Source organism: Terriglobia bacterium, assembly GCA_020073085.1.
GTDB lineage: Bacteria > Acidobacteriota > Terriglobia > JAIQFV01 > JAIQFV01 > JAIQFV01.
The window spans coordinates 50,185-61,582 of the sequence record JAIQFV010000012.1; the positions used below are offsets into that span (position 1 = coordinate 50,185).

The 11,398-nt window shown below is 56.6% G+C and carries 13 protein-coding genes and 1 pseudogene; 10 read left to right on the forward strand and 4 right to left on the reverse strand.

The features are described 5' to 3' along the window. Window position 1: 1 nt before the first annotated feature. The 5 genes from LAO21_13690 to LAO21_13710 all read left to right on the forward strand — a co-directional run bounded on the left by LAO21_13690 (window position 2) and on the right by LAO21_13710 (window position 3,994). Window positions 2-646 carry a DNA-3-methyladenine glycosylase gene (locus LAO21_13690; GenBank protein MBZ5553771.1) on the forward strand — a complete coding sequence of 215 codons (645 nt, stop codon included), beginning with the start codon at window positions 2-4 and terminating at the stop codon, window positions 644-646. A 94-nt stretch (window positions 647-740) separates the two neighbouring features. Then, a complete protein-coding gene (locus LAO21_13695) occupies window positions 741-998 on the forward strand; it encodes a UBP-type zinc finger domain-containing protein (protein MBZ5553772.1) in 258 nt (85 codons plus the stop codon). Window positions 999-1,259: 261 nt separating this feature from the next. Beyond that, the gene (locus tag LAO21_13700) at window positions 1,260-2,405 is read left to right on the forward strand and encodes a potassium channel family protein (protein ID MBZ5553773.1); all 1,146 of its coding nucleotides are present in this window, start codon (window positions 1,260-1,262) and stop codon (window positions 2,403-2,405) included. 97 nt (window positions 2,406-2,502) lie between these two features. Further along, window positions 2,503-3,216 (forward strand): phosphate ABC transporter ATP-binding protein, encoded by a 714-nt coding sequence (locus LAO21_13705; protein MBZ5553774.1) that lies wholly within the window; start codon window positions 2,503-2,505, stop codon window positions 3,214-3,216. Beyond that, a complete protein-coding gene (locus tag LAO21_13710; protein ID MBZ5553775.1) occupies window positions 3,194-3,994 on the forward strand; it encodes an ABC transporter permease in 801 nt (266 codons plus the stop codon). The genes LAO21_13705 and LAO21_13710 overlap by 23 nt, the downstream gene beginning before the upstream one ends. 59 nt (window positions 3,995-4,053) lie before the next feature. On the opposite strand, the gene LAO21_13715 is transcribed toward LAO21_13710, so the two are convergent. Next, a complete protein-coding gene (locus tag LAO21_13715; GenBank protein ID MBZ5553776.1) occupies window positions 4,054-4,671 on the reverse strand; it encodes a hypothetical protein in 618 nt (205 codons plus the stop codon). Window positions 4,672-4,686: 15 nt separating this feature from the next. On the opposite strand from LAO21_13715, the gene LAO21_13720 reads away from it, so the two are divergent. The 4 genes and pseudogenes from LAO21_13720 to LAO21_13735 all read left to right on the forward strand — a co-directional run bounded on the left by LAO21_13720 (window position 4,687) and on the right by LAO21_13735 (window position 8,402). Beyond that, window positions 4,687-5,196 carry a carboxymuconolactone decarboxylase family protein gene (locus tag LAO21_13720; GenBank protein MBZ5553777.1) on the forward strand — a complete coding sequence of 170 codons (510 nt, stop codon included), beginning with the start codon at window positions 4,687-4,689 and terminating at the stop codon, window positions 5,194-5,196. Between the two features lie 199 nt (window positions 5,197-5,395). Further along, window positions 5,396-5,783, forward strand: a pseudogene (locus LAO21_13725) (DUF488 family protein). 427 nt (window positions 5,784-6,210) lie between these two features. Next, window positions 6,211-6,840: a cytidylate kinase-like family protein gene (locus tag LAO21_13730; protein MBZ5553778.1), complete on the forward strand. Its 630-nt coding sequence runs from the start codon at window positions 6,211-6,213 to the stop codon at window positions 6,838-6,840. Next, on the forward strand, window positions 6,837-8,402 hold the full coding sequence (locus LAO21_13735) for a DHA2 family efflux MFS transporter permease subunit (GenBank protein ID MBZ5553779.1): 1,566 nt from the start codon (window positions 6,837-6,839) through the stop codon (window positions 8,400-8,402). Before LAO21_13730 ends, LAO21_13735 begins: the two co-directional genes overlap by 4 nt. Here the strand turns inward: LAO21_13735 and LAO21_13740 are convergent. From LAO21_13740 to LAO21_13750, 3 genes are all read right to left on the reverse strand, one after another. Then, a complete protein-coding gene (locus tag LAO21_13740) occupies window positions 8,359-8,523 on the reverse strand; it encodes a hypothetical protein (GenBank protein ID MBZ5553780.1) in 165 nt (54 codons plus the stop codon). The genes LAO21_13735 and LAO21_13740 overlap by 44 nt on opposite strands. Window positions 8,524-8,579: 56 nt before the next feature. Further along, window positions 8,580-9,152: a YdeI/OmpD-associated family protein gene (locus LAO21_13745; GenBank protein MBZ5553781.1), complete on the reverse strand. Its 573-nt coding sequence runs from the start codon at window positions 9,150-9,152 to the stop codon at window positions 8,580-8,582. A 79-nt stretch (window positions 9,153-9,231) separates the two neighbouring features. Continuing rightward, entirely contained in the window at window positions 9,232-9,954 is a 723-nt protein-coding gene (locus LAO21_13750) for a class I SAM-dependent methyltransferase (protein ID MBZ5553782.1), read from the reverse strand. Window positions 9,955-10,082: 128 nt separating this feature from the next. Here LAO21_13750 and LAO21_13755 point away from each other — a divergent pair, with 128 nt between their 5' ends. Then, window positions 10,083-11,132, forward strand: coding sequence for a glycosyltransferase family 2 protein (locus tag LAO21_13755; GenBank protein MBZ5553783.1), 1,050 nt, complete (start codon window positions 10,083-10,085; stop codon window positions 11,130-11,132). Window positions 11,133-11,398 lie beyond the last annotated feature (266 nt).

Here is an 11,398-nt window from a genome sequence, read left to right on the forward strand (position 1 = left end):
GATGCCGCCAAGAGATGAACTCTTACACCGGACTTCTGGATTGGAGGGACGGCGAATCCGTCGGCTTCGCCGCGCTGAACTGCCTCTCGACACGGTTGAGCTTGCTCGCTATCTTATCGGAAAAACGCTGGTCCACGATCTCCCGAAGGGCAGGATCAGCGGTCGCATCATCGAAGCCGAGGCGTATCCCCCGGGGGATTCCGCCGGGCATGCCTTTCGCGGAGAGACACCGGGAAACCGCTCGTTGTTCCTCGGACACGGATTTGCCTACGTCTACTTCACCTATGGCTCGTTCTTCATGATGAATGTGACGAGCGAGCGTGCCGGGATCGGCGCGGGAGTCTTGTTGCGGGCCGTCGAACCGATGGATGGGATCATCCTAATGGAACATCACCGGGGCACGACAAAATTGCTCGACCTTGCCCGGGGCCCGGGACGACTTGCCGCCGCCATGCGGATCGATAAACGTTTTGACGGCCTTGACCTGTGCAACGAGGGGCCCCTCTGGCTGGGCGAGGCAGTAGGAATCAGCGGCCCCATCGGCCGGAGCGTGCGTATTGGCATCACGCGCGAGGTTGACCGTTTGCTACGTGTCTATGAACGTGGAAATCCGTTTGTGAGTGGTCCGAAACGATTGCGCGTGTGAATCCCGTAGTAACGACTTTAGTCGTTACGGCTTGGGCAAGAGCAGCTCGTAATAACGACTAAAGTCGTTACTACTTCTTAAGGAGGAGGATCAATTGTCGAATCAATGCACTCATCTCGATCAAATCCGCACCGTCAACCCGAACTCTAACGGATGTGAAGAGTGCCTTAAGCTCGGATGGTCGTGGGTCCAGTTACGAATGTGCCTGGTCTGTGGCCACGTCGGTTGTTGCGATTCTTCGAGGGGGCGGCACGCAACTGAACATTTTCGGAAGTCCGGGCACCCGGTCATGGAATCCCATCAGCCGGGACAGACCTGGCGCTGGTGCTACATCGACTCAGCCTATATATGATCCCTTTCTTTTGGAGTCCTATGGAGAACAGGCTCGGCTCTTCAACTTCGGAATCAAGGCTTATTAGACCCTTGCCTTCAACCTCTTCTACAAGTAAAGTGGGCAGCGACCAATCGCATTCGGTTCACAAATGGCGTCCCCGCAAAGCTGGCGCGCACACCAGCGGGGCATGCCCTGGCAAGGTGTCCGCCAAACGCTTGCCATAGAAATTAGGAATGGCGGACCTGCCCCGCAGATTTGCTGCTGAAAGGGATGTTGGCGATGGCTGTACTCATCGGCGTTCTTGGCGTCTTTCTGCTTCTCACCATTCTCTGGGATTGCTTCGAAACCATGATCCTGCCGCGGCGGGTAACCCGCCGCTTCCGGCTGACCCGGACCTTCTACCGAATCACGGGAATTCCCTGGATGCTGATCGCACGCCGCATGAAATCGGGGAAGGCCCGGGAAGATTTCCTCAGCGTCTATGGTCCCCTGTCGGTCTTAATGCTCTTCGGGGTATGGGCGCTGGGGCTCGTGCTCGGATTCGCGATGCTGCAATGGGCGGCCGGTTCAATGATTGCGGGGTCCAGTGGCCTTCAATCCTTTCGCACCGAGCTTTACATGAGCGGAACCTCCTTCTTTACGCTCGGCCTCGGCGATGTGACACCGCACACCTCTCTTGCGCGCGTGGTTACCGTTGCAGAGGCCGGGACCGGCTTCGGTTTTTTGGCCGTCGTCATTTCCTATCTGCCCGTGCTCTACGGGGCATTTTCGCGGCGGGAGGTGAATATTTCATTGCTGGACGCGCGCGCGGGTTCCCCACCGACAGCCGCGGAACTTCTGCGCCGACACGCCAGCCAACAAAATCTGGAAGCGCTGGGTGAATACCTGCGGGCTTGGGAGTCGTGGGCGGCAGAATTGATGGAGAGCCATATCTCATATCCTGTCTTGTGCTACTTTCGTTCTCAGCATAATAACCAGTCGTGGGTTTTGGCCCTGGCAACGATCCTGGACACTTGCGCCCTGCTCATCGCTCATACCGAGGGGGCGCTCCAGTGGCAGGCCGGCTTGACGTTTGCCATCTCGCGGCATGCGCTGGTGGACCTGGCTCAGGTTCTTGGAATTCCGCCTCAATCCGCCTCTGTGGACCGTTTCAACGAGGCCACGCTCGCCAAGCTGCGGGAGATTCTTGGCGCCGCAGGCGCACCTCTTTGCCGGGCGCGGACAGGCGAAGACACGTTGAAGCGGCAACGAGAAATGTACGAACCGTTCCTGTTCGGATTTTCCGAAAGGTTGCTTATGCCGCTTCCATCCTGGGGATCTGCGTCCACCTCCGTTGATAATTGGAAGACGAGCGCCTGGGGGAGAGTCGCAACGGCCTCCACTCAGACGTCATCTCCGAGGGTGCTGGACGACGACCACGTTTGAGGCCCGGGGTGGCGCAGTCGTCCCATCTGCACACCTCCGCACAAAAGAGGCAGGCGAGGAGGCCTGCTTCACAACAACCGGCACCGAAGGCCAAGTGATGGAAAAAGACAAGGGGAGCACGGGATCCTGGATCCTTGAAACGAAGCATTTGAGCCGTGTGGTTTCCGGCAAGCACGTGGTTGAAGACATCAGCATCCAGGTCGAACGAGGGGATGTGATGGCAATTGTCGGGCCGAGCGGATCCGGCAAGTCCTCCTTTCTTCGCCTCCTCAACCGGCTGGATGAGCCTACCTCGGGAACAGTCTATCTCGAGGGAATGGACTGTCACGAAATTCCCCCGCGTCAACTGCGGCGGCAGATCGGCATGATGACGCAAACGGCCTTCCTTTTCCCTGGTACGATCGCCGACAATCTCCGGTTCGGTCCTCACCAGCAGGGGAAGGAGCTCGCGGAGGAAGCAATCTCCCGTTTGTTGAATCAGGTTGGACTCGCCGGTCAGGAGCGCAGCGATGTCAGCCACCTGTCGGGGGGAGAAGCCCAACGCGTCAGCCTCGCCCGCGCGCTCGCGAACACTCCGCTGGTATTGTTGCTGGACGAACCCACGTCGGCGCTGGATGAAGCGACCAAGCAGGAAGTCGAATCACTCATCCTTCAAGTAGTCAGACAGAACTCCCTCACCTGCCTGATGGTTACCCACGACCCGTCACAAGCGGCGCGCATGGCGGTGCATGCGCTTCTCCTGAGAGAAGGCAAGCTGGACAGAATAGGTCCTGCGAAGGAGGTCCTCAATGCTGAAACATCTCTTCACTAACCAGCTTTCCCTGGGGCTTGCGCAGGCAGCGGTCGCCACCGTGTTGGCCTTGATGGTGATGGGGATTGCCCGGAAGCGGGAGATTCATCTGGAGCGCGACATCCTCGTTGCGCTGGTCCGCGGCATCGTCCAGATCGTGGCGGTGGGCTCGATCCTGGTCCTGCTCCTTCGCGGCCCGCAGTGGACAAGCTTTTTTGTTCTGTCCGGCATGATTACCGCCGCCGCAGCCACCTCGGCCCGGCGCGCCAAAGGCATTCCAGGCGCCTTTGGAGTCTCTCTTTACGCCATCGCGTTCGGCGCGGGTTTGGTGATTCTGCTGATGGCCTGGGCGGGTGCGATTGATACCGGGATCGCCTCGCTCATCCCGGTCGGCAGCATGCTCATCGCGAATGCGATGAACACCAACTCCCTGGCGCTGAACCGATTCCGCTCCGACGTCCTGGCTAATGTCGGGCTTATCGAGACCGGACTGGCCCTGGGCGCGGGTTCCAGGCAAACCGTGGCTCCCTATGTCCAATCCTCGCTCCAGGCGAGCCTGATCCCAGCCATCGACTCCCTACGTTCACTCGGCATCGTTTGGATCCCCGGCCTGATGACGGGAATGTTGCTTTCGGGTTCGAAACCTATCTACGCGGCGATCTACCAGTTCGTGATTCTCTCCATGATTTTTGCCGCTTCCGGCCTTACGTCTCTGGTCAGCACTCTGCTCATCCGCAGCCATGCCTTTTCGCCCGCCGAGCAGCTCACGCTGCGGCCCAGCATGAAATTATCTCAGTAGTGGCAATGCCGGTGGCCGAGGCTCAACGAGTCTTCTTGTCGCCAAGCAAACCCCCAACCTCAAATCTGAGTTTCTGCTTGGTGTGCTCGGTTGTTTTGATTGTTATGGAAATGCCGAGTCTGTTTAACGCCGCCTCGCGCAAGGCCATGGATTTCGTGACCAGAATTGCTTCCGGCCACGGTGGATTGAAGGTGAAGTTGTTCTTCGGCCCTACGACCCACAGTCACGGCCGGGTGTAGGCAGATCCCCTGATGTTGAGGCACGGCCGTGCAAGAATGCCAATCCGTCCTAAGACGTGAACTCCCGACCCCCGATACTGTCTGCCTTCCTAATTCAGGGGTAAGATCTTTCCCCTCGGCCAGACCGTCGCTTCCACCGCACGGTTGAACAGACTCTGATTCGATGCGGCAGGCCACCGGAAAATCGCAGAACTCCTGAGACGATGGCCAAGGACAATCCACACCGGCCTTTTGGAATTTCACGGTCGCCCACGGGACTGAAAGTTGATAAAATATCTCTTTACGATATTTCATCACTTCCCTTTTATCACGGGATGCAAGACCCTTTGTAGCCAGGACCGCAAAGGAAAATCCGATCGACTTCCCCGTCGGTCGGAATTCACAACCTTTCATGAAAGCGTCGTTATCGGGAATGAATCCAGCGCCATCTTCATCCATTCATAAGGAGGACAAATGAAACCTCGAATTGAGTATGCCAAAGACGCACCCCGGGCCGCGGAGGCCATGTACGCCCTGGAAAAGTATGTTCGACAGAGCGGATTGGAGCCTTCGCTCGTGGAACTGATCAAGCTTCGTGCCTCGGCAATCAATGGCTGCGCCTACTGCATTGATATGCACACTAAGGATGCCCGGGCCGAGGGCGAAACCGAACAACGCCTTTATGCGGTCTCCGTGTGGCGCGAAACACCGTTCTTCACAGACCGGGAGCGGGCAGCCCTGGAGTGGACCGAAGCGGTGACCCTGGTCAGCCAGGACCACGTCCCGGACAGCGTTTTCCAGCTCGCACGTCAGTATTTCACCGAGAAAGAACTTGTGGATTTGACGATGGCCATTATCGCCATCAATGGCTGGAACCGTCTCGCCATCAGCTTTCGTGCCGTGCCGGGGAGTTATCAGCGGATTTCAAAGCGTAGTGCCGCAGCCTCGGCTGGAGATTCGGGAACGGCGCGTCCCACAAAGTAAAAAGTCAGCATGTGTAGAGGAGAACCACACGCCCTTGCCCGCTCCCGGCATAAGGTAAGTTAGGTCATTGAGAATTGACCCAACGTTTACTCGTGCTCAGAGAAAAACTGAGGGGATGCGCAGGTGTGGCGGGAAAGGGCAAGGGGGAACTGTAAGAGGTGATTGAAGCGTTCCCCGGTACCCGTCAAGGAGCCTCACCATGATCTTATTGAAGCGAGCCTACGAGCCGGCCTCCCCTGCGGACGGGAAGCGTTTTCTGGTTGAACGCCTCTGGCCCAGGGGCCGTGAAGAAGACATCCCTCCCGCTCAATGGCTGGTTGAAGGAGGTCGCCCCCAGTGTGGAACTGCGCCAATGGTTCAACCATGATCCCGAAAAATGGCTGGGGTTTCGACGAAGATACTTTGCCGAACTGGAAAGGAATCGTGAGGCCTGGGAACTCCTGCTGCGCGATGCCCGGCGAGGTCAGGTCACGCTGATTTACAGCTCCCGCGATGAGGAACACAACGCCGCCGTGGCGCTGAGGGATTTCCTCGAGACCGCCTCAAGAAAGAAACGGCCGCCTTCTCGCAACTCCACTGCATCCTGAAAATGAGCCCTATTGCGCTTCCTCACCTGGATCAGTGTTCCTTTGATTGATGCCCCAGTGGCACGGGTTTCTCATTCACAATCCTTCCATTGGATATTCCTTACTACAGGCGGAAGGGTTTTCCTCATATGACTATGGGGTCCGGCGTTGACCAAGTCCGACTGGGAGCACTGCCGGGCTGTCTTGCGTGGCCGGAGTGTGGTCCACGGATGAACTTATCCTGTGTGTGTCTACTCACCCCTCTCACCAAGAATTATGGTTTGCGCCCAGGCCGTGTGCTGCTTTATGCTTTCGTCCATAGAACGAAGATCGCACCTCGCCCGAAGCTCCCGGTCAGCGTGGCCATATTTCCGGGCGATCTGCCATGATGGATCATCTTGCAGTTCAGGAATGTGTCACACGCGGGCTCGAAATTTAAGGAGAAGTCATGATCCGGGTCATCACAATCAGCCGGGAATATGGAAGTGGTGGAGGCACGGTCGCCCGGATGCTCGCTGAGCGTCTGGGTTGGAGGCTTGTGGACCAGTCCTTAATTGCAGAAATCGCCAAGACTGCGAAGGTGAACCCTGATGTCGCAAAACGGTTCGACGAATCGGTCGACCCTTGGTTTCACCAGCTGAATAAAGCCTTGTGGCGCGGCGGATATGAAGGGGTCGCCACTCGCGTGGATTCTGACCTGTTTGATGCCGAAGCCATGGCGGCGCTGTGTCGCCGCGTCCTGGAGGAGGCGGCCACCATCGGAAACTGTGTCACGGTTGGACGTGGAGGTCAGTGCGTCCTCCAGAAACGGGAAGACGCCTTTCATGTGTCGATTTATGCGCCGATGGCGGAGCGCGTCCAGCGCATTCAGGATCGGATCCCTGCCGGCAAGGACCCGGTCGCCTATGCGCGGGAAACCGATCGCAAGCGGGCCGCTTTCATTCAGCGTTTTTTCGGTCAGGACTGGACCAACCGTCACCTCTATGACTTGATGATCTCGTCGAGCATTGGATTGGAGGCGGTGACCGCCGTCATTCTCGTTGCAGCTGGCCTGCCCGGAGATGGATCGATCTCATGACGACGGAGACGCCGGCGACCGTGCCGCAGATCAATCCCTGGATCATCGCCATCTCTGTGATGTTTGCCACTTTCATGGAAGTGTTGGACACGACGGTGGTGAACGTCTCGCTCCCCCATATTGCCGGGAGCCTTTCCGCGAGCGTCGATGAAGCTACCTGGGCGCTCACTTCCTATCTGGTCGCGAACGCGATCGTCCTCCCGATCACCGGTTGGCTGGCCAATTACTTCGGCCGCAAGCGCCTGTTGATGGCCGCCGTCGTCGGGTTCACATCAGCTTCTTTCCTCTGCGGTTTGGCTCCAAGCCTACCCGTGCTGATCTTCTTCCGGATTGTCCAGGGCGCCACGGGGGGTGCGCTGCAGCCCATTTCTCAAGCCGTCATGCTCGAAGCCTTCCCTCCCCAGGACCGCGGGAAGGCCATGGCCTTCTGGGGTTTGGGAATTGTGGTGGCGCCCATGCTGGGACCGGTGTTGGGTGGATGGCTGACGGATACTTACAGTTGGCGCTGGGTGTTTTATATCAATATTCCGGTCGGCATCGCCTCCATCGTCATGACCAAACTGTTCATTTTTGACCCCCCGTACATTCGCCGTCCCACCTCCCGCGTGGATTACTGGGGGATTGGCTTACTGGCGGTCGGTATCGGCGCCTTGCAGATCGTCCTCGATAAAGGCCAGGAGGAAGACTGGTTCTCGTCCCACTGGATCACTACCCTTGCCATCGTTTCTTCAATGACCTTGGTCCTTTTTGTGATTCACCAGTTGCGTACGAAGCATCCGGTCGTCAACCTGCGCGTGCTCAGGCTGCGGACCTTTAGTGCCGGGGTATTTCTGATGACCGTATTGGGATTCGTGCTCTATGGCAGCCTGGTCCTGCTTCCCATCCTGCTGCAAACGCTGCTGGGATACCCCGCCCTGGATGCCGGCATTGCCATGTTTCCGCGCGGCCTGGGCTCCTTCATCGCCATGCCGGTGGTGGGGGCCATCATGTCCCGTTTTGATCCCCGAAAACTTCTGGCCTTCGGCCTGATCGGGGCCGCGTTCACCCTCTTTCAGCTTTCCTGGTTGAATCTCAATACGGGCTATTGGGACATCTTCTGGCCCCAGTTTCTTCAGGGGCTTTGCCTGGCGCCTCTCTTCATTCCGCTGACCACTGTGACCATGGACCCCATTCCAAAAGAAGAGATGGGCAATGCCACCAGTATATTCAACCTGATGCGAAATATTGGAGGGAGTGTGGGGATCGCGATTACGACGACCATGTTGGCGCGTGATTCGCAGAGGAACATCAACACCCTGGGGGCTCACGTCAACGTCTATAGCCCCCAATCCCAGTTGATGCTGGAAAACATCCGGATGGCCATGATGGCACGCGGGGCAGATGCCTATACGGCGACGCGGGAAGCGTACGGCACCTTGTTTGGGATGGTGCAGCAACAGGCGTCGATCTTGTCTTTTCTGGAAACTTTCCGCATCCTCGGCATCATTTTCGTGGCCGTCCTTCCGCTGCTTCTTCTCTTCAAAAGGCCGAAGCATCGCGGGGGAGGGCCCCCTGCCCACTGAACACGGCCTCGGGTTTCCAGCCGGTCACCGCGGCATAAAAGTCCTGGACCTTCGTCGCGTGAGGGACTGTGAGGTCCACCCAGGCGATGGTGCCGGGTTGGGGAAGTTCTTTCTTGGCCATTCTCCCTCCTTGTCAGACGAACTGAACGCTGCAGGTATATCAATTCCCCTTCCTCTCTATTTCAGGCCCAGTTTCTTGCCCTGAGACAGAAGCGCGAGGGCTTCTTGCATCCGTCGCTGGCGCGTTTCTTCCTTTCGAGCGGCGGTGATCCATTTCACGTAAAGCCGCCGGTAAGACGGGGCCAGCCCCTTGAAGTTCCTCCAGGCCTGCGAGTTGGCCATGAGGACTTGCTTGATCGACGGGGGAATGGCCGAGGTCTTCGTTTGCCGCAGGGTTTCAGAACCCGCTTTGTCGCGGAGCACCTGATCCGGGATCTTAGCCAACCCCATTGACCTCATCCTGCCCTCACGGATCAACGCTTTGACACGGCACTTGTTCAATTCTGACCAGCGGCTTTGGGCCTTGCGGGGTGTGAACTTTCGCGCGTATCTCTCTGAATCAATCCGTTGCACAAGGCTGTCGATCCACCCAAAGCACAAACCCTCATTGACGGCATCCTCGTATGGAAGGCTGGGTCGGCCGGTGCGTTTCTTATAATGGATGAGCCAGATCTCCGTTTCATTCTCATGATTCTGTGAGAGCCACGCCCGCCATGCCGCGCGGTTGGAGACAAACAGCGTCTTGGACATTTTCATATCGGTTGTATCCGCTCTTCAGAAAACTCGACTCCGAACGGGAACCGTAACCGTGGAATGATATCGACCCGATTCACTTCACCCTGGAGCTCAGAGACCGGACTAAACGACGAATGGAGGATGGCTTCCGGGATCGGTCCAACGTGGGGCTACCACTGGTGATCGGACTGGGCGGTTCCATGGGCCTCTTCTCGATCACGAGGAGGCTATCATAGTAATGGAGTGAATAAATGGATCTCGTCAGGTCCGACACCGCGAGTTTCCGTGGTTCCTTGGAATGCCAGGCGTGGATAGAATCGATGAAACCCTTGCTATATTCGATGAAAGTTCCTCTTCTTCGAAAACCCCCGCCAAATTTCTTCCAGTACGAGGTGTGGAGGTCTTCGCATACATAAATTCCCTGCTTGTCAATATGTGGAAAGAGCACTCGGAAGGTCGCGATTTGCTCATTCATCTTGTGACCCCCATCGTCGATCAAAATGTCAATTCGGGGGAGAGTCTTTGCCAGATGCCTCAAGAATTTTTCATCGGCCTGGTCCCCGATGAAAATCGAAATCTGTTCTTCCTCCAGTTGCTTGCAATTGGGATCGACATCGACTCCATAGATCCTGGCCTTGGGACCAAAGTAGCTTTTCCACATCTGCAAGGACCCGCCGTCGAACACCCCGATTTCCAGCAGATGAACTTCCGTTCCCCTGAACCTTGAGAAGTACCGGTCATAGATTTCAAGATAATGTTTCCACTTGACGGTGCGGTGCCCTGCATTTTTCAGGAAGTACTCTTCCAGATCGTTCAAATTCGCGCTCCCCTGTTGATTTGATTCCTCTAATGCTCCTCACAGGTCTGTCAGTAAGATGGAATCGATCTCAAGATCAAAGTGTTTCAGGAGAACCAATTCTAGCACAGCTCTGCCTTGACAAAGCGGTGGCCCTCACGTATAAGCGGCGCGTCGAGACTTCGGAAGCCTCCTTCGTTCTCCTTATGCACGACGTCAGCATCGTCATACCGAATTGGAATGGGCGGGAACTGCTTCACAGGTTTCTTCCCTCTGCGTTGATTGCCGCCAAACGGTATCAAGAACAATTCGGACAAAAGACGGAGATCGTTGTCGTGGATGATGGAAGCACGGACGATAGTGTCAGCTGGTTCAAAAAAGAATATGGTCATGACCCTCTGATGCGCCTTGTAGTGCGGGATCACAACGGGGGATTTGTCCCTGCCGCCAACAGCGGTTTTGCCGCCGCCCGCCACCGGATCGTTTTCCTGATCAATAACGATGTGAGTTTATCACCCGATGCCATCGCTCCCCTGGTCCGCCTTTTTGAGGATGAAACGGTGTTTGCGGTCTGCTCCAGGGCACTCCGGATAGAAACCAACGAGCTCGATGGGGCCGGGAAACTGGGCACTTTTAAAAACGGCTTTTGGCGTGTGTTTGAAAACTACGAGGTCCGAGATGAACACGAATCCCTGTCTGGCAAGCGATGGCCCTCGTTTTTCGGCAGTGGCGGCTACACGGCGTACGACGGGAAGAAGCTTTCTTTGGTCGGAGGATTCAACGAGCTTCTGGCTCCCTTTTACTGGGAAGACGTCGATATCTGCTATCGTGCCTGGAAACGTGGGTGGGTGGTGGAGTATGAACCGCGGAGCGTGGTGTACCATCTCGGCAGCGCCACGATGAAGAAAGAGATCTCCAAATCCAAGCTCGGCATCGTCGCGGAACGAAACCGGTTACTTATGACCTGGGTCAATTTGCATGATCCCTTTTGGTTCAGTGAACATGTGGCGTGGCTGGGACTGAAATTGCTGGGAGCGGCGTTGACCTTGGATCTGCAAATGTGGCGGTCTTTCATTCAGGCATTGCGGCGGCTCTCGAAAGTACTACCGGCACGAAGAATAGAGAAATCTTCTGCGGTTCGTTCCGATCGAGAGATCGCGGCAATCTTCGAAAAATTAAGGGCCGGCACTAACTCCTGAGCTCATGAGAGGAGGTATGACGCGAAGGGCCCTCATTGAGCATGATGGACCACAGTGACGCCGTGTTCGCAATAATCCCCCTGCTTTGTGTTCCCGAATGCTCGGATCCTGTCACAGCCCCTTCTTATCCTCAATCGGTCTTGTGTTGAAAAGCACCCCGATTTATCGGGGTGACCGAGAAATCATTAGGCCCTGCTTGAAGCCGTTTCAACGGCTTCCGAATGTAAAGAATGGAGTTCTCTTGAAGAAGGCGGATTCCTCATGAG

Bases quoted from the DNA above. Each gene is read 5' to 3' on its own strand.
- LAO21_13690 (MBZ5553771.1), top strand. From the start codon at position 2: ATGCCGCCAAGAGATGAACTCTTACACCGGACTTCTGGATTGGAGGGA.
- LAO21_13700 (MBZ5553773.1), top strand. From the start codon at position 1,260: ATGGCTGTACTCATCGGCGTTCTTGGCGTCTTTCTGCTTCTCACCATT.
- LAO21_13705 (MBZ5553774.1), top strand. From the start codon at position 2,503: ATGGAAAAAGACAAGGGGAGCACGGGATCCTGGATCCTTGAAACGAAG.
- LAO21_13710 (MBZ5553775.1), top strand. From the start codon at position 3,194: ATGCTGAAACATCTCTTCACTAACCAGCTTTCCCTGGGGCTTGCGCAG.
- LAO21_13715 (MBZ5553776.1), bottom strand. From the start codon at position 4,671: ATGGATGAAGATGGCGCTGGATTCATTCCCGATAACGACGCTTTCATG.
- LAO21_13720 (MBZ5553777.1), top strand. From the start codon at position 4,687: ATGAAACCTCGAATTGAGTATGCCAAAGACGCACCCCGGGCCGCGGAG.
- LAO21_13730 (MBZ5553778.1), top strand. From the start codon at position 6,211: ATGATCCGGGTCATCACAATCAGCCGGGAATATGGAAGTGGTGGAGGC.
- LAO21_13735 (MBZ5553779.1), top strand. From the start codon at position 6,837: ATGACGACGGAGACGCCGGCGACCGTGCCGCAGATCAATCCCTGGATC.
- LAO21_13740 (MBZ5553780.1), bottom strand. From the start codon at position 8,523: ATGGCCAAGAAAGAACTTCCCCAACCCGGCACCATCGCCTGGGTGGAC.
- LAO21_13745 (MBZ5553781.1), bottom strand. From the start codon at position 9,152: ATGTCCAAGACGCTGTTTGTCTCCAACCGCGCGGCATGGCGGGCGTGG.